Origin of the sequence: Streptomyces sp. NPDC006923 (assembly GCF_040635655.1) — a bacterium.
In the GTDB taxonomy this organism is placed as follows: domain Bacteria; phylum Actinomycetota; class Actinomycetes; order Streptomycetales; family Streptomycetaceae; genus Streptomyces.
On the sequence record NZ_JBEYIF010000018.1, the window covers coordinates 1 to 17,198 of the forward strand.

General features: G+C 71.8%; 11 protein-coding genes. 5 read left to right on the forward strand and 6 right to left on the reverse strand.

Translation table 11 applies throughout. The features are described 5' to 3' along the window. Nucleotides 1-205: 205 nt before the first annotated feature. From ABZ707_RS27855 to ABZ707_RS27865, 3 genes are all read left to right on the forward strand, one after another. Nucleotides 206-1,753, forward strand: coding sequence for a trypsin-like serine protease (locus tag ABZ707_RS27855; protein WP_360180119.1), 1,548 nt, complete (start codon nt 206-208; stop codon nt 1,751-1,753). A gap of 245 nt (nt 1,754-1,998) precedes the next feature. Further along, complete coding sequence (locus ABZ707_RS27860; RefSeq protein ID WP_360180308.1) at nt 1,999-2,256, forward strand: hypothetical protein; 258 nt, start codon at nt 1,999-2,001, stop codon at nt 2,254-2,256. A gap of 8 nt (nt 2,257-2,264) precedes the next feature. Beyond that, the gene (locus tag ABZ707_RS27865; protein WP_360180310.1) at nt 2,265-2,633 is read left to right on the forward strand and encodes a hypothetical protein; all 369 of its coding nucleotides are present in this window, start codon (nt 2,265-2,267) and stop codon (nt 2,631-2,633) included. Between the two features lie 712 nt (nt 2,634-3,345). On the opposite strand, the gene ABZ707_RS27870 is transcribed toward ABZ707_RS27865, so the two are convergent. From ABZ707_RS27870 to ABZ707_RS27885, 4 genes are all read right to left on the reverse strand, one after another. Further along, a complete protein-coding gene (locus tag ABZ707_RS27870; protein ID WP_360180121.1) occupies nt 3,346-5,328 on the reverse strand; it encodes an acyl-CoA dehydrogenase family protein in 1,983 nt (660 codons plus the stop codon). Between the two features lie 199 nt (nt 5,329-5,527). Beyond that, nucleotides 5,528-6,973: an aldehyde dehydrogenase family protein gene (locus ABZ707_RS27875; RefSeq protein ID WP_360180123.1), complete on the reverse strand. Its 1,446-nt coding sequence runs from the start codon at nt 6,971-6,973 to the stop codon at nt 5,528-5,530. 160 nt (nt 6,974-7,133) lie between these two features. After that, nucleotides 7,134-8,798 (reverse strand): PucR family transcriptional regulator, encoded by a 1,665-nt coding sequence (locus ABZ707_RS27880; protein WP_360180125.1) that lies wholly within the window; start codon nt 8,796-8,798, stop codon nt 7,134-7,136. A gap of 200 nt (nt 8,799-8,998) precedes the next feature. Next, nucleotides 8,999-11,158: an ATP-binding protein gene (locus ABZ707_RS27885; RefSeq protein ID WP_360180126.1), complete on the reverse strand. Its 2,160-nt coding sequence runs from the start codon at nt 11,156-11,158 to the stop codon at nt 8,999-9,001. A gap of 288 nt (nt 11,159-11,446) precedes the next feature. Between ABZ707_RS27885 and gabT the strand changes: the two genes are divergently transcribed. Beyond that, nucleotides 11,447-12,781 carry a 4-aminobutyrate--2-oxoglutarate transaminase gene (gabT, locus tag ABZ707_RS27890; protein ID WP_360180128.1) on the forward strand — a complete coding sequence of 445 codons (1,335 nt, stop codon included), beginning with the start codon at nt 11,447-11,449 and terminating at the stop codon, nt 12,779-12,781. A gap of 156 nt (nt 12,782-12,937) precedes the next feature. Beyond that, nucleotides 12,938-13,786, forward strand: a complete 849-nt coding sequence (locus ABZ707_RS27895; RefSeq protein ID WP_360180130.1) for a phosphatase PAP2 family protein — start codon at nt 12,938-12,940, stop codon at nt 13,784-13,786. Here the strand turns inward: ABZ707_RS27895 and ABZ707_RS27900 are convergent. Continuing rightward, a complete protein-coding gene (locus ABZ707_RS27900) occupies nt 13,774-15,600 on the reverse strand; it encodes a glycoside hydrolase family 18 protein (RefSeq protein ID WP_360180132.1) in 1,827 nt (608 codons plus the stop codon). The two genes, ABZ707_RS27895 and ABZ707_RS27900, sit on opposite strands and share 13 nt — an antisense overlap. Before the next feature lie 138 nt (nt 15,601-15,738). Further along, a complete protein-coding gene (locus tag ABZ707_RS27905) occupies nt 15,739-17,154 on the reverse strand; it encodes an FAD-dependent oxidoreductase (protein WP_360180134.1) in 1,416 nt (471 codons plus the stop codon). Nucleotides 17,155-17,198 lie beyond the last annotated feature (44 nt).

Here is a 17,198-nt window from a genome sequence, read left to right on the forward strand (position 1 = left end):
AAAGGGCAGCCACTTCCTTGCCTTCCTCGGCCTCGCCGCAGCCCTCACCTGCTACAAAAGACTCGCGAAGCTCGCCACGTGAGACATCCTCTAAGGAAAACATATGTCCATTTTTCGTTCACGCACTGCTTGGGTCGTTGCCATGCTCACAGCTGCGGTCTCCGCTGGCACCCTTACTGGAATCCCCGCGCAGGCTTTGGACGGTGTGGCCGCAGCAAGCGGTGCAAGCACCTTCACCGCGAAGATCGACGTCGGCGGGGTACGCGCCTGTTCGGGAACGCTCATCAATAATCAGTGGATGATCACCGCGTCGAGCTGCTTCGTCGACGACCCGGCCCAGGCCACTGCTCTTGTCGCGGGCACGCCGAAGCTCAAGTCCACCGCCACTATCGGCCGTACGAACCTGACCGGCACTGCAGGACAGGTGCGAGAGATCACCCAGTTGATTCCCCGCACCGACCGTGATCTCGTGCTGGCCAAGCTCGCCAGCCCTGTATCCGGTCCGACATTCCTCCACCCCGCAACCACTGCACCAGTGGCTGGTGAAAGTCTCAAGACTGCGGGTTATGGACGTACAAAGGACACATGGGTCCCTGACGCCCTTCACACCGGCTCCCTGGCCGCAGGTGTCGTCGAGGCCACCGCCATGGGGGTCGACGGCACCCCCATCTGCCAGGGTGACACTGGCGCACCCGTGTTCCGCGAGAAGAACGGCCGCCCGGAACTCGCCGCGATCGCGACGAACTCGTGGCAAGGTGGCTGCCTCGGGTCCACTGAGACCCGCACCGGGGCGTCTGCCAGCCGGGTGGATGACATCCGGGCCTGGATCACGGAGAACACCGCGTCCACCCTGAACGTCTGGAACCTCCAGATGCTCGCCAAGACGACCTCCGGTCTCTACCACTCCATGCGTAACAGCAATGGCGACTGGACGTCGTTCGGGAACGTGCTGAACGCCGCCGGCACCATCAAGGACCTCGAGTTCGCCGCGGATGCCGCCATCAAGGGCAAGAACTACGTCTTCGCCGTCGGCGGCGACGGCCACCTCTACGAGGCCAACCGGCGGGCAACTGGCGGTTGGGAAGACTTCCGCGACATCACGGCAGAGGTCGGCGACAAGCCCGGGCTCACCCGCGTCGCCGTCACTTCCACCGGCACCGGCCTGGCCCTCATCGGCCTGGCCAACGGCCGCGTCTACCACGCCACCCAGGACGCCAACGAGGTCTGGACGAAGTGGGGCGACGTCAGCGGCAAGCTCGGCGTGCTGGGCAACGCCACCCAGGTCACCGTCGCCCACACCTCCGGTGGGGAAACCCAGGTCGGCGTCACCGCCGACGGCAAGGCCTACCACGGCATCCGCAAGTCCGACGGCTCGTGGAGCGCGGACTGGGGCTCCGTCAGCGGTCTGGCCACCGGTCTCACCGCCAAGGTCAACGGCATGTCCTTCGCGAGCGTCGCCGGCGACCTCCAGATCGTGCTCACCGCCGCCGACGGCAACAAGAAGCACGCCACCCGCAAGGCGGCCGGTACCTGGAGCACGTTCGGCGACCTCGGCGACGAGCTCGGCCGCGATACCACGATCGGCGTCGACGCTACCGCGGTCAACGGCGAGTTCCAGGCCGCCGTCGTCACCACCGACGGAAAGATCAAGCACACCCTGCGCCACGCGGATGGCAAGTGGGACGCAACCGACCAGGTCGTCGGATACCCGGGCACCGTGGAGTCGATCGCAATGACCGGTAGCACCGACTGATCACAACCACACCGGCTCCTCCCGGAAGCCGGCAGACTCGGCTGCTTTTCCGAGCAGTCGTTTCATGAAGCGGGCCCCGTGCCGTTCCAACCGGAGCGGCACAGGGCCCGCATTCTCTGTGCCCCTACCAGCAGACGGCCACGCCCCTGCCCGGGCGCCGTGACGAAGCCACCGGAGCGCCGCGCTCAACTGTTCCAGGGTACGGGTACGTACCCGTACCCTGGGGGATGGGAAGGAGCACGATGATGTCTGATGCCAATGTCCGTATCCCCGAAGAGGCCAAGGACCGGCTCGCCGCGATCGCGGCCGCGGAGGGCCTGTCACTGCGCGCTTTTCTGGCCCGTTTGGCGGAGACTCTGCTGACGCCGGCGGAGCGCGCCGAACGCGCCGAACGGGCGCTGGCGGCGTTGAAGGACTGGAACGGTTATGCCCCGACGCCCTCGGAGCAGAACGACCTGGACGTTGAGCTGGACCGGCGTCTTGCGCAGGTGACCGGTCGGTGAGCGACTCCATGCACATCGTTCTGGACGACACGGCGATGGCCGCGGCGGGGCAGGGCAACGTCCTCGCGTCCCGGCTGATCCACCGGGCGCACGCCGAGCCGGGCTGGTTCCTCTACGTTCCGGCGTGCGCGCTCGTCGAAGCGGACCGGGCCCGTGCCGGCACGGCCGAGCACCTGGCTTCCCTGCCCGGCATCACGGTCCTGGAGCTGGACCTCGCCGCGGCGTTGGCCGTCGCCCGGCAGGAGACGTGGGCGGCCGCCCACAGCTGGTACGCGGCGCAGCCGACGCCGGACCGGCCGGACGGGGCGATCATCGCGACGACGGCACCGGACCGGTGGGTTGGTGAGCCGGTCCGGGTCCTGGACCTCACGTCCTGACCCTGCTGTACGACGAGTGCGATGGCCCCGCCGGAAAAGCGGTACGCCGCGGCCTCGTCCCCCAGGTCCGGCGCCTCGGCGGGCTCCACCCTGAGATATTTGGCCCGCGCCAGCGCGCGGTTCTCGATGAATCCGCCCCTGCATTCGCGGCCCGCCTTGTCGAGGGCCGCCATGACACCGGTCGCGTCCCGGGCCCGGTACGAACGGAGCTGTACGGCGACGGTCACGCCGAGCGTCTCGCCGGGGACATCGGCCTTGCGGTGGACCTCCGCGACGGGGTCGTACGCGGTGGCGCCGCGGGCGAGGCTGACCAGCGGCTGGCAGACGGCCGGCTCGGCGGCGTAGTCCTCCCCCAGCGGCGCGCCGAGGGTGTAGCCGGACGCGGTGTACTTCCCGAGCCTCTCGCCGTCGGTGAAGGCGGCGGCGGTGAGCCGGCTCTCGGTCAGCGGTGCGGGCCCGGACGGTGTGGCGGCGTTCTTTCCGTCCCGGCCGTCCTTTCCGTTCCCGTCGGTGTCCTCCGCGCCACCGCCGCACGCGGTGGCGAGCAGGACGACTCCGACCGCGACACCCGCCGGCCCGCGCCGTGCCCGCTTGCTTCCGGCCCCGAACATCGCAGCCCCCCAAGTGAGTTGACTTCTCCAGAGGCTCGATTGTGCGGCACGGGGAAGGCCGGCGGTGCCGTTACGCACACCGCCGGCCCTCTTCGGGACGGTCAGCGGACCGGGCGGTGGACGTTGTCCCGTTCGGAGGGCCCCGGCGTCGCGTCCGCGATCCAGGGGCCTTCGCCGCTCGGATCCACGATGCCCTCCTCCAGCCAGGTGTAGGTGCCGGACATGACGCCGTGCACGACCTTGCGGTCCAGGTCGTCCGTGTTGGACCACAGCCGGGTGAAGAGCTCCTCGACCCGGATACGGGCCTGCCGGCAGAAGGTGTCGGCGAGTTGGTACGCCTCGCGTCCGTGGTCCCCGTTCGTCCGCAGCAGTTCGGCCCGTACGCAGGCCGCGCTCATCGCGAACAGCTCGGCGCCGATGTCGACGATCCGGCCGAGGAAGCCCTGCTTGGTCTCCATCCGGCCCTGCCAGCGCGACATGGCGTAGAAGGTGGAGCGGGCCAGCTTGCGGGCGCTGCGTTCGACGTAGCGCAGATGCGACGACAGGTCCAGATGGCCCGCCGGGTGGAACTCCGCGTACGAACGGGGCAGTTGGCCCGGTCCCGCGACGAGCTGCGGCAGCCAGCGCGCGTAGAACCTGCCCGCCTGCGCACCGGCTTTCGCCTTGTCGGACAGCGACTTGTCCGGATCGATGATGTCGCCGGCCACCGCGAGATGGGCGTCGACGGCCTCACGGGCGATCAGCAGGTGCATGATCTCCGTCGAGCCCTCGAAGATCCGGTTGATCCGCATGTCGCGGAGCATCTGCTCGGCGGGTACGGCCCGTTCACCGCGGGCGGCCAGGGAATCCGCGGTCTCGAAGCCGCGGCCGCCACGGATCTGGACCAGTTCGTCGGCCATCCGCCAGCCCATCTCGGAGCCGTACAGCTTGGCCAGGGCCGCCTCGATACGGATGTCGTTGCGGTCCTCGTCGGCCATCTGGGAGGACAGGTCCACGACCGCCTCCAGCGCGAAGGTGGTCGCGGCGATGAAGGAGATCTTCTCGCCGACGGCTTCGTGCAGGGCGACGGGCTTGCCCCACTGCTCGCGCGCGGCCGACCACTCGCGGGCGGTCTTCAGACACCACTTCCCCGCCCCCACGCACATCGCGGGCAGCGAGAGCCGGCCGGTGTTGAGCGTGGTGAGGGCGATCTTGAGGCCGGCGCCCTCCGGGCCGATACGGTTCGCGGCGGGGACCCGGACCTGGTGGAAGCGGGTCACGCCGTTCTCCAGGCCGCGCAGGCCCATGAAGGCGTTGCGGTTCTCGACCGTGATGCCCGGCGAGGCCGCCTCGACGACAAACGCCGTGATCCCGCCCTTGTGCCCCTCGGACACGGGCACCCGGGCCATCACCACGAGCAGATCGGCGACCACACCGTTGGTCGTCCACAGCTTCACGCCGTCGAGGAGGTACGAGTCGCCGTCGGGGACGGCCGTCGTCGCCAGCCGGGCGGGGTCGGAGCCCACGTCCGGCTCGGTGAGCAGGAAGGCCGAGATGTCGGTACGGGCCAGGCGCGGCAGGAAGGTGTCCTTCTGCTCCTGGGTGCCGAAGATCTTGAGCGGCTGGGGTACGCCGATGGACTGATGGGCGGAGAGCAGCGCGCCGACGGCGGGATTGGCGGTGCCGACCAGCGCCAGGGCCTTGTTGTAGTACACCTGGGTGAGGCCGAGGCCGCCGTACTTGGTGTCGATCTTCATACCGAGCGCGCCCAGCTCCCTGAGGCCGTTGATCACCTCGTCGGGGATCCGGGCCTCGCGGTCGATCAGCGCGCCGTCGATCGTCGTCTCGCAGAAGGCGCGGAGCTTCGCCAGGAACGCCTCGCCGCGCTTGACGTCGTCGGGGGCGGGCTGCGGGTGCGGATGGATGAGGTCGAGGCGGAATCGGCCGAGGAACATCTCCTTGGCAAAGCTCGGCTTGCGCCAGCCCTGCTCACGGGCGGCCTCGGCGACCTGCCGGGCTTCCCGCTCGGAGACCTTGGGCTCTGCTGGCTTGCCCTGCGGTTCCTTCGGTGCGGATGCTTCGGACGGAGCGGATGGGGCGGACATGAGGAACTCACCTCGCCGCTGGAGTCGGATCGGATGACGGTTTTACCGGCCGGTTCTACTCGTCCGTATTTACCCGATTCCCGGCACTCGCACCAGTGGTGGGCCGACCAATCAAATCCTCCCGCCGAATGCCCCGCGCGCACGGCGGTACGGCCGGGGCCCGCACCGCGGACTCCGGCCGTACCCGGTGGGGCCGGGCCTACAGGGCGAGGCCGGTCAGCACCATGACGCGTTCGTAGGTGTAGTCGTCCATGGCGAAGCGCACGCCCTCGCGGCCGACGCCGGACTGCTTGACGCCGCCGTACGGCATCTGGTCTGCGCGGTACGACGGGACATCGCCGATGATCACGCCGCCGACCTCCAGGGCCCGGTGGGCGCGGAAGGCTGCCTGCAGATCATGGGTGAACACACCGGCCTGGAGGCCGTACTTGGAGTCGTTGACCGCGGCGAACGCCTCGGCCTCGCTCTCCGTCCGGCGGAGCGTCAGGACGGGGCCGAAGACCTCCTCGCAGGAGATCGTGGCGTCCGGGGGGACGTCGGCGAGCACCGTGGGCGCGTAGGTCGCGCCGTCCCGCCTGCCGCCGGTCAGGAGCCGCGCGCCGGACCGTACGGCCTCGTCCACCCAGGACTCCACCCGCTTGGCCGCGTCCTCGCTGACCAGTGGACCCACATCGGTCTTGTCGTCGCCGGGGTCGCCGGTGACCTGCGCCTCGACGGCGGCGACGATCTTGGGCACCAGGCGTTCGTACACCGAGGCGTCCGCGATCACCCGCTGGACGGAGATGCAGGACTGGCCGCCCTGGTAGTTCGAGAACGTGGCGATCCGCGCCGCCGCCCAGTCCAGGTCCTGCTCGCTCGCGTAGTCGGACAGGACGACGGCCGCGCCGTTGCCGCCGAGTTCGAGCGTGCAGCGCTTGCGCGGGACGGAGTCCATGATCGCGAAGCCGACCTTGTCCGAACCGGTGAAGGAGATCACCGGCAGCCGCTCGTCCTGGACGAGGGCGGGCATCCGGTCGTTCGGCACGGGCAGTACGGACCAGGCACCGGCCGGCAGCTCGGTCTCGGCGAGCAGCTCACCGAGGAGCAGGCCGGAGAGCGGGGTCGCGGGGGCGGGCTTCAGGATGATCGGGGCGCCGGCCGCGATGGCCGGAGCGATCTTGTGGGCGCACAGATTGAGCGGGAAGTTGAAGGGCGCGATCCCAAGGACGACGCCACGGGGGAAGCGGCGGGTCAGCGCGAGGCGGCCGGCGCCGCCCGCGTCGGTGTCGAGGCGCTGCGCCTCGCCGGCGTTGAAGGCGCGCGCCTCCTCCGCGGCGAAGCGGAAGACGGAGACGGCGCGGCCGACTTCGCCGCGGGCCCACTTGAGGGGCTTGCCGTTCTCGGCGGAGATCAGCCGGGCGATCTCCTCGGTGCGCTCCACCAGCCTGCGCGACACATGGTCGAGAGCGGCGGCGCGCACATGCGCGGGCGTCGCCGCGAACTCGTCCAGCACGGCGTGCGCCGCCGCGACGGCCTCCTCGACCTGTGCCCCGGTCGGGACGGCGACGGTGCCGACGAGCCGGCCGTCCCAGGGGGAGGTGACGTCGAGGGTCTCCTCGCCGGTGGCCCGGCGGCCGGCGAGCCAGAAGGCGTGGGTGGAAGTCATAGCGAGTCCCGGCCCTTCCGAGTAGTCGTGGTGTCTGCGTCCACGGTAGGGGTGCGCGGGCGGCCGGTCGTTTGTCCGGGATGGAGTGATGGGACGGGAAGGACGCGACGCTTTGTAGGAGGCGCGCCACCGGCCGCCGCGCCGTCCGGACCCGGGCGGGTTATCGCGAAGCCGTCGGTCCCGGCGGCGTCGGCGGCGTGGCGGTCTTCAGCGCCAGCCACAGCTCCATCCGGACATCGGGATCGTCCAGCGAGCGGCCCAGGATCTCCTCCACCCGCCGCATGCGGTAGCGCAGGGTGTGGCGGTGGACGCCGAGGTCCGCCGCCGCCGCGTCCCACTGGCCGTGCCGGGAGAGCCAGGCGCGCAGCGAGGCCACCAGATCTCCCCGGCCCTTCGCGTCGTGTTCGTAGAGCGCCCGCAGCATGCCGTCCGCGAACGCCCGTACCGCGTCGTCCGCGAGCAGCGGGAGGATCGAGCCCGCCGCCAGCTCCTCGTGCTCGACCAGCGCCCGGCCCCGCCGCCGCGCCACCGACAGCGCCTGTTCGGCCTGTTTGTACGCGCCGGCCGTGGCGATCGGGCCGCTCGGCGCGGAGAGGCCGATGATCACGCCCGCCTCCTCCGCCTCCCGCGCCGCGTAGCCCTCGGCTGCCCTGACGACCGCTCCGCCGTCCGCGGCCAGGACGGCGAGCCGCTCCTCGCCGTCCGGGACCACCAGCACCGCCTCGCCCGCCCGCGCCGCCGCCGACTCCACCGCTTCGGCCAGGGTCCCCAGCGGATGGCCCGCCGCGCCGTCCGTCCCGCCCTGGACGGCGGCGGCAGCCGCCCCGGACGCCCCTGGCGACGTTCCGGACCCGGATGTCCCGGCCGTGGACGACCCGGACGCCGACTCCGCCGACTCGGCGATCAGCAGCCGGAACGGAGCGTCCAGCAGGCTCCCGTACAGCTCACCGGCGACCGACCGCGCGTGGTCCGGCTGTCCGGACAGCAGCATCCGCAGCACCGCCGCGCCCAGCCGCTGCTCCGCCGTCTGCAGGGCCCGTGAGCGCTCTGTCGTCAGCGTCAGCAGCGCGATCGCCGAGTGGACCGCGTAGCGCTCCGCCGTACCGAGCGCGGCTTCCGTGCCCACCGCCAGCGCGCCGCGCACCCGTCTGCCGGTGCCGAGGGACTGGAGCTCCACCCGGTCGTCCGCGTCGCCGACCACCGCGCTCGCGGGCGCGGGCCGCTCGCGCAGCCGCTCCACATCGGCGGTGAGCCGGGCGGCCCGGCGCGCGGCCCACTCGGGCGCGGCGGCGACCACGGCGCCGGTGGCGTCGTACAGCGCGGCCCAGCCGTCGACATATCCGGCGAGCCGGGCCAGCAGCGCCGTGGGGCCCTCGGTGAGCGCGGCCCTGGTCAGCTCCCGCTGGGCCTCGAACCCGGCGGTCACCGCCCGGTACTGGTCGGCCGCGATCGCCGCTGAGACGGCCTTGCTGATGGCGAGGAACGGCGTGCGCCGAGGCACTTCCAGCAGCGGCAGCCCCGCTGCCCGCGCCGCCTCGACCAGTGCCTCGGGGATGTCCTCGTAGTGCACCCCGACGGCGAAGCCGAGCCCGGCGACCCCGGCGTTCACCAGCCGCCGTACGTAGCGCCGCATCGCCTCCGGGCTCTCGGCGTCCAGGGTCGTGGCGGTGACCAGGAGCAGCTCGCCGCCTTCCATGTACGGCACGGGGTCGGCCAGCTCGCTGGCGTGTGCCCAGCGCACCGGCGTCCTGAGCCGGTCCTCGCCCGCCCGGACGGTGAGGTTCAGTGCCGAGTGCTGGATGAGCGAGGCGAGAGTGGGCGGCATGGTGGACCGTAGGTCCTTCGGCAGAGGGCGGACAGGGCGGCGGAGGTGCGGCGGAGCGGCACGGCGCCGCACACACCACCGGCACCACGAGCGCCACCGCGGACGACTACGCCGTCCCGTATGAACGGCTACCCCGATTCTGCCAGCTTGTACGACCGGCCGAACAGGTGAGCCCGGCCGCCCGCCGCCGCCCGCCGCCGTCAGGTGCGCAGATCCACCAGCAGCGGTGGCGCGTACTCGCCACGCACCGTCCGCAGGGACAGCACGGCGTGCCCCGCCGGTACCGAGTGCGCCAGTTCCGAGGCCGACCAGCGTTCCCGCTCGACCTTGCGCACAGTGACCGCGTCCGTGGTCACGGCCTTGCCCGTGACCAGCTTCCGGAAGGCGTGGATGGCCCGGGTCAGCGGCTGGTCGGCGAAGACGGTGCGCTGGGTGACGTCCCGGGTCTCGACCCACTCGGTGCCCCACGCCTCCGCGAAGCGCTTGCCGTCCCAGGTGGTGATGCCGGAGAAGGCCATCCGGCAGCCGACGGCGCCCAGCAGCGCGGTGTGCAGCGCCTCCGGCACATCGTCGAGCGTACGGAGGGTGAGCACGGCGCCCGCGTTCGCCGACCGCAGCCGCTGCACGCCGCGCAGGGTCTCGGCGGTCAGCGTGCGGGTCGCGTCGTCCAGGACGAGACAGGCGAAGAGCGAACGGTCGGAGCGCGCCGAGGCGTTCGCCGTGAACTGGGCGAGGATGAGCCGTGCCAGCATCCGCGAGGCCTCGCCGTGGCCCCGTTCCGGCAGGTCGATACGGACCCGCAGCGGGTGTTCCAGGGTGCGCAGCGAGAACGGCCTGGTCCTGCCGCTGGTGTCGAAGAAGCTCGCGAAGGCCGGCCGGTCCAGCAGTGCGACCCGGTCGGCGAGCGCGCGGCCCGGATCGCCGGGAGCGCCGGACTGCCGCTCCCTGGCGTCGAGTTCACGCCGCATGGTGGAGTGCCCCGCGGAGTCGAGCGTCTCCCTCAGCGCGGCCAGCGCGGCGGGCTCGCCGTCCAGCAGCTCGCGCAGCTCCGGCACGCCGGGCAGCCGTCCATGCGCGGCGCGGAACGGCCCGAGGAGCTGGGCCAGCGCCGTGGTGGCCCGCCTGCTGTCCGTGTCGGTGAGATCGCCGACGAGGCCCTCGGCGAGTACGGCGGCGGCCTCGTCGGGGTCGTTCGTGCCTCCGTACAGATCGAGGTCGTACACGGACCCCGGATCACCGATCCTGATCACGACGTCATAGGCGTCGTCGGGGCCGAGCTGGGTGCCGCCGGCGCAGACGGCGATCACCGCTGCCTGTCCCGCGAGGGCCTGGAGCGAGAGCGACTCGACGACCGGCCGTACGAGGGCGTGGGTCTTGCCGGCCCCCGGCGGCCCCACGGCCAGCAGCGAGGTCCCCAGCAGCACCGGGTCGAGCGCCAGACCGGTCCCCCGCCTGGGATACGGATTGCGCTCGCCGTCCTGCACCGTGCCGAGCCGGACCTGGCGTGCGAGCAGATCGTGCCGGGCCGCGCGGACCGGCAGGTCGCGCTTGCCCGAGGGATGGACACAGGCCGCCGCGCCGTCCGCGCGCACCGCCGCGGTGAACGCCGTCAGCCGGGAGGGGTCGGCCCGCACGGACTGCCAGGCGCGACGGATCCTGGCGTAGTCGACGTCGTTCATCCGCTCGGCCCGTACCTCGGAGGCGAGCCGCGCCGCGGTCTCGCCGTGCCCGGCCGCTCTGAGCTCGGGCCACTCGGCGAGATCGTCCTCGGGGCCGGGAGGCGGCGGGGCGGCCTCCTTCGCCGCGCCGGACGCGCGGCCCAGCGCGCGCCGGGCCAGCTCGGCCCAGCGGCCCAGCCGGCCGAAGACGACCAGGAATCCGGCGACGACCAGCGCGTAGTACACATACGCGGCGACGACGGAGGCCATCGTCCCGCGCCAGGAGTCGGGCGTGAACACGAAGAGCGGCCAGAGCCAGAAGCCGCCGAGGTAGCCGTTCCACACCAGTGACCAGAGGAGCAGGCCCGCGAGGAGCGAGATCAGCGCTCCGCTGACAAGCTGGCGCGTCGGCGTGCGCTCCGGCTCTTCCGGCGGCCTCGGCCGGTGCCCGTACGCCCAGACCCCGGGCGCGTCCGCGATCCGGGGCACCCGCAGCCAGTCGCGCAGGGTCGGGCCGGTGGACGGCGCGTGCTCGGGAGCGGGCGGCAGTCCTCCCCCTCCGGCCGACCACTCCCGGGACGCCGGAACGGCGTGGGACGGGGCCTCGAACGGCGCGGCGGACGGCATGGGCGGCGGCCCTGCCGGACGCGGTACGGGATTCGCGCGGATGCCCCGTGAGTCGTGCGTGCCGTCGGTGTCCATGAACCCCTGCCCCCTGACCATCCGGGTCCGCCCTGTGCAGCCGCTCTGTGCTCACGTCAATGTAGTGCCAGGGCCCCGGCTTTGACGGCCAGGACGTGTCGGCAGAGCCGGGCCGGACGGGCGGAACAGCGCGACACGCCGCGTTCCGGCGCCGCAGGGCCCGAACGGCCCCCTATGTCCGTCGCGGACAACGACACGCCCCCATCACTACCGAACGGCGCATGCCTGCCGCCCGTCACCACCCCTAGCCTGCGGAGAAAGACCCGGAAACACCCCCAGGAGCCCCTCATGACCGCCATCCCGCAGGAGCGCCGCATCGTCACCGCCGTCCCCGGCCCCAAGTCACAGGAGTTGCAGGCCCGCCGCAGCGCCGCGGTCGCCGGGGGTGTGGGGTCCGTGATGCCCGTCTTCGCCGCCCGCGCGGGCGGCGGTGTCGTCGAGGACGTGGACGGCAACAGGCTGATCGACTTCGGTTCCGGGATCGCCGTGACCTCGGTCGGTTCCAGCGCCGAGGCCGTCGTACGCCGTGCCTCCGCCCAGCTCGCGGACTTCACCCACACCTGTTTCATGGTCACGCCGTACGAGGGGTACGTCGAGGTCTGTGAGCGGCTCGCCGAGCTGACCCCCGGCGACCACGCCAAGAAGTCGGCGCTGTTCAACTCGGGCGCCGAGGCCGTCGAGAACGCCGTGAAGATCGCGCGTTCGTACACCGGCCGCCAGGCGATTGTCGTGTTCGACCACGGCTATCACGGCCGTACGAATCTCACCATGGCCCTGACCTCGAAGAACATGCCGTACAAGAACGGCTTCGGACCGTTCGCCCCGGAGATCTACCGGGTGCCGGTCGCCTACGGCTACCGCTGGCCGACCGGCCCCGAGAACTGCGGCCCCGAGGCGTCCGCCCAGGTCATCGATCAGATCAGCAAGCAGATCGGGGCCGAGAACGTCGCCGCGATCATCATCGAGCCGGTCCTCGGCGAGGGCGGCTTCATCGAGCCGGCCAAGGGCTTCCTGCCGGCGCTCGCGAGGTTCGCCAAGGATCACGGGATCGTGTTCGTCGCCGACGAGATCCAGTCCGGCTTCTGCCGCACCGGCCAGTGGTTCGCCTGCGAGGACGAGGGTGTGGTCCCGGACCTGATCACCACGGCGAAGGGCATCGCGGGCGGGCTGCCGCTGGCCGCCGTCACCGGCCGCGCCGAGATCATGGACGCCGCGCACGCGGGCGGACTCGGCGGTACGTACGGCGGCAACCCGGTGGCCTGCGCCGCCGCGCTCGGCGCCATCGAGACGATGAAGGAGCTGGACCTCGTCTCGAAGGCCAGGCGTATCGAGGAGATCATGAAGTCCCGGCTCGCCGGGATGCGGGAGAAGTACGACATCGTCGGCGACGTCCGGGGCCGTGGCGCGATGCTCGCGATCGAGCTGGTGAAGGACCGGGACACCAAGGAGCCGGCCCCGGAGGCCACCGCCGCGCTCGCCAGGGCCTGCCACGCGGAGGGGCTGCTCGTCCTGACCTGTGGCACCTACGGCAATGTGCTGCGGTTCCTGCCGCCGCTGGTGATCGGCGAAGACCTGCTGAACGAGGGCCTGGACATCCTGGAGCAGGCGTTCGCCGCCCTCTGACGGACCGGCCCGGCCGCCCCGGCTCCCTCCGCCGGCCTCCGCGCCGACGCCGGGAACGGGCCTTCGGTCAGGGCCTGTGAAGAAGGTGTGCGAGGGCGATGGCGGGATCGGATTCCGGCTGTCGGTCCGCGCCGCCCTGACGTACGGTTTCCGCAGATGAGAGAAACACCCCGCTCGCAGGAGACTGCGGGCGACGCCGAAGCGGGGCATCCCCAGCATCGCCTCGGCCGTGCCTTCGCGCACACCACTGGGGCTTCAGGCTCCAGAACTCCTCACCGATCGGACGGCCGCCCGCCCCAAACCCCCCGGGGCGTGCGGCACACCGGTCCGGCTGGCCGTCCCGGAACTCCCCCCCCTGTTCTCGGACGGCCGGCCCTCCTCTCCTTCCCGCGCTTCGCACTGCTCTTCGGAGCGTGCGCGGTCCTCTTCGCGCTCATCACCTGGCAGGCCACCGCCGGCGGGCCCCTGCGGGTGGCGGACGAACGCGCCGGTCTCGCTCTCGCCGGGCACGGTCCCCGAGGGCTGACGCAGTTCCTCGCCGACCTCGGCGGCCTGCCGGTGGCACTGCCCGTGCTGGCGGTGGCCCTCGCCTGGACACTCCGGCACGGGCAGCGCGCCCGGGCCCTGGCGGCCGCGGTCGCGATGGCCGCCGTGCCCGCCCTGGTCGTACCTCTGAAGATCTGGACCGACCGGCCCGGCCCGCTCACCGAGGCCACCGGCTACTACCCGTCCGGTCATACGGCGACGGCGATGGTCGCGTACGGCGGAGCGGCCCTGCTGCTCGCCCCGTACGCGGGCCGGAGGCGGACGGTGCCCGTCGCCGTCCTGCTCACCCTGGCGACGGGCACCGGTCTGCTGCTGCGCGGCTACCACTGGCCGCTGGACGTCCTCGGCAGCCTGGCCCTGTGCGGGATGCTGCTCCTGGTCCTGGCGCGGATCCTGGCGCGGCTCGGCCCGCCCGGATCCGGCTTGTCCGGCGTCCCCGGGCGGGCTCAGCCGAAGTAGGCGTCGAAGTTCCGGCTGAACTCCCCCTGGTTGAAGCGGTCCCAGTTGATCGACCAGGTCATCAGTCCGCGCAGCGCGGGCCAGGTGCCATGGGTCTGGTACGAACCGCAGTCGGTCTTCTTCGTCAGGCAGTTCAGCGCCTTGTTGACCTCGGCGGGCGTGGTGTAGCCGTTGCCGGCCTGGGTCGAGGCGGGCAGGCCGATCGCCACCTGGTCCGCGCGGAGCGCCGGGAAGACCCTCGTGGCGTCCCCGGCGACCGGGAAGCCGGTGAGCAGCATGTCGGTCATGGCGATGTGGAAGTCGGCGCCGCCCATCGAGTGGTACTGGTTGTCCAGCCCCATGATCGAGCCGGAGTTGTAGTCCTGGACATGCAGCAGCGTGAGGTCGTCGCGCAGCGCGTGGATGACCGGGAGGTACGCACCGGCGCGCGGGTCCTGGCCGCCCCAGGGGCCGGAGCCGTAGTACTGGTAACCGAGCTGTACGAAGAAGGTCTCGGGGGCCATGGTGAGGACGAAGTCCGGGCCGTACCTGGCCTTGAGGGTCTTGATCGCGGAGATCAGATTGACGATGACCGGGGTGGTGGGGCTGCGGAAGTCGGTGTCGCCGGTGTTGAGCGAGAGCGAGTGGCCCTCGAAGTCGATGTCCAGGCCGTCCAGACCGTACTCGTCGATGATCCTGGAGACCGAGGAGACAAAGGTGTCGCGGGCGGCGGTGGTGGAGAGCTGGACCTGGCCGTTGGCGCCGCCGATGGAGATGAGGACCTTCTTGCCCGCGGCCTGCTTCGCCTTGATGGCCGCCTTGAACTCGGCGGCGGATTCGACATTCGGGCATTCGGCGGCCGGGCAGAGGCTGAAGCGGATGTCTCCGGAGGTCACCGAGGTGGGCTCGCCGAAGGCCAGGTTGATGACGTCCCAGGAGGCGGGCACGTCGGACATCCGGGTGTAGCCCGAGCCGTTGGCGAAGCTGGAGTGCAGATAGCCGACAAGGGCGTGCGCGGGGAGGTCCGCGCCGCTGCCGCCGTCGCCGCCCGCGGCTGAGGTGGTGGCGCTGACGGCGGGCGAGAGCGCGGACGCTCCCGCGGCGTTGGTCGCGGCGACCTGGAAGCTGTACGCGGTGGCCGGGCTGAGGCCGGAGACGGTGGCCGAGGTGCCGCTGACGTCGAGGGCCTTGGTGCCGCCCCGGTAGACGGTGTAGCCGGTGGCGCCCGTGACGGGTGACCAGGACAGGGCGACGGAGGAGGACGTGGACTGTCCGGCGCGCAGGCCGGTGGGCACGGCCGGAGGCTGTACGGGGGCGCCGCCGGGGCCGACCAGGGTCAGATCGTCGGCGTAGTAGGCGGGGGTGCCGTACCAGCCGTGGGTGTAGATGGTCACCGTGGTGGTGTTCGGGCCGGTGCGGAAGCCGGTGGTCAGCTTCTGCCAGTCCGGCGCGGACTGCGTCCACGTCGAGACATCGGTGGTGCCCGTCCCGGAGGCGCCGAGATAGACGTAGCTGCCCCGGACCCAGGCGCTCAGCGTGTACGCGGAGTCCGGCTTGACCGTGACGGTCTGGGAGCACTTGGCGTTGTCGCTGCCCGCCGGGGTGCCCTTGAGCGCGCCGCTGCCGCCGTGCACCGGCGTACTGACGACGGCGCCGCTGCCGGCCGTACAGCTCCAGCCGCTCAGCCCGGACTCGAAGGTGCCGTTGCGGGCGATGTCCGTGTCGGCGGCCCGCGCCGTCTGCGCGGAGGCGAGAAGACCGCCGGCGGTGAGTACGGCGGCCGCGAGGACGGCCACCAGTCTTGGGTACAGAGCAGGACGTCTGGTGCGTTCCACAACTGCCTCCGGGCATGGGGGAATGGGCGGGGCGGGGCGCGCACAGCATGGTCCAGACCAATTGGTGTGGTCAAGACCTGTGATGACCCATGGCGCCGGACCCCGCCCCCCGCCGCAGCCAGATGCAGACGAAAGACCCTAGCTGTCGAAGCCGAGCCCCAGCCGGTCCATGGTGCGCAGCCACAGGTTCCGCCGGCCGGCCCTGGCGTCGGCGCGGGCGAGCGACCACTTGGTGAGACCGATCCCGGCCCACGCCGCCGGTTCGGGCGGGAACGGCAGCGGCTTGCGGCGGACCATCTCCAGCTCCGTCCGCTCGGTGCGCTCACCCGCCAGCAGGTCGAGCATCACCTCCCCGCCGAAGCGGGTCGCCCCGACACCGAGGCCGGTGTATCCGGCGGCGTACGCCACCCGGCCGCCGTGGGCCGTGCCGAAGAAGGCCGAGAACCGCGAACAGGTGTCGATCGCGCCGCCCCAGGCATGGCTGAAGCGCACCCCCTCCAACTGCGGGAAGCAGCGGAAGAAATGGGTCGCGAGTCTGAGATAGGTCTCCGGCCGGTGTTCCAGGCCGGCGCTGAGCCGGCCGCCGTACGGATAGATCGCGTCGTAGCCGCCCCACAGGACGCGGTGGTCGGAGGTGATCCGGAAGTAGTGGAACTGGTTGGCGCTGTCGCCGAGGCCCTGCCGGTTCTTCCAGCCGATCGCGCCGAGCTGGTCCGCCGTCAGCGGCTCGGTCATCAGCGCGTAGTCATAGACCGGGACGGTGTACGGACGCACCCGCCTGACCAGCGAGGGGAACACATTGGTGCCGAGGGCCACCCGCCGGGCGAAGACCCTGCCGTGCGGGGTGCGGACCGCCATCCCCGCCCCGGACCCGGCGAGTGCCAGGCCGGGGGTGTTCTCGTAGACGCGTACGCCGAGGTCGAGGCAGGCCCTTGTGAGACCCCAGACCAGCTTCGCCGGATGGAGCATGGCGACCCCGCGCCGGTCCCACAGCCCGCCCAGGAATGTCGGCGAGTCGACCTCGGCGCGCACCGCGTCCCGGTCCAGCAGCTCCAGCCCGGTGAAGCCGAGCGCGGTCGCCTCCTCGTAGATCTCGCGCAGACCGTCGAGCTGGTAGGGCTCGGTGGCGACATCGATCTCGCCGGTGCGCTCGAAGGCGCAGTCGATGGAGTAGCGGGCGACGGCCGCCTCGATGGCGTCGAGATTGCGCGCACCGAGCCGCTCCAGTGCCCGCAGTTCACCAGGGAAGCGGGCGAGGCCGTTGCTGAAGCCGTGGGTGAGGGAGGCGGAGCAGAAGCCGCCGTTGCGGCCCGACGCGGCCCAGCCCACCTCACGGCCCTCGATCAGGACGACGTCCCGCAGTGGATCACGCTCCTTGGCGAGCAGCGCGGTCCACAGACCGCTGTAGCCGCCGCCGACGACCAGCAGGTCGGCGTGTTCGTCGCCGGTGAGCGCGGGGAGCGCGCCGGGCCTGCCGGGGTCGTCCAGCCAGTACGGGACGGGCTGGGCGTCCGCGAGCGACGCGGTGGCGGTACGCATGGCACCTGGGGCCATGTCTTCCAACTCCTTCAGGACCTGCTGGGGCCGGGGCGGTCGGG

Coding starts and splice junctions, on each gene's coding strand:
- ABZ707_RS27885 (WP_360180126.1), bottom strand. CDS start 11,158: ATGGACACCGACGGCACGCACGACTCACGGGGCATCCGCGCGAATCCC.
- ABZ707_RS27875 (WP_360180123.1), bottom strand. CDS start 6,973: ATGACTTCCACCCACGCCTTCTGGCTCGCCGGCCGCCGGGCCACCGGC.
- ABZ707_RS27870 (WP_360180121.1), bottom strand. CDS start 5,328: ATGTCCGCCCCATCCGCTCCGTCCGAAGCATCCGCACCGAAGGAACCG.
- ABZ707_RS27865 (WP_360180310.1), top strand. CDS start 2,265: ATGCACATCGTTCTGGACGACACGGCGATGGCCGCGGCGGGGCAGGGC.
- ABZ707_RS27905 (WP_360180134.1), bottom strand. CDS start 17,154: ATGGCCCCAGGTGCCATGCGTACCGCCACCGCGTCGCTCGCGGACGCC.
- ABZ707_RS27880 (WP_360180125.1), bottom strand. CDS start 8,798: ATGCCGCCCACTCTCGCCTCGCTCATCCAGCACTCGGCACTGAACCTC.
- ABZ707_RS27895 (WP_360180130.1), top strand. CDS start 12,938: ATGAGAGAAACACCCCGCTCGCAGGAGACTGCGGGCGACGCCGAAGCG.
- ABZ707_RS27860 (WP_360180308.1), top strand. CDS start 1,999: ATGTCTGATGCCAATGTCCGTATCCCCGAAGAGGCCAAGGACCGGCTC.
- gabT (WP_360180128.1), top strand. CDS start 11,447: ATGACCGCCATCCCGCAGGAGCGCCGCATCGTCACCGCCGTCCCCGGC.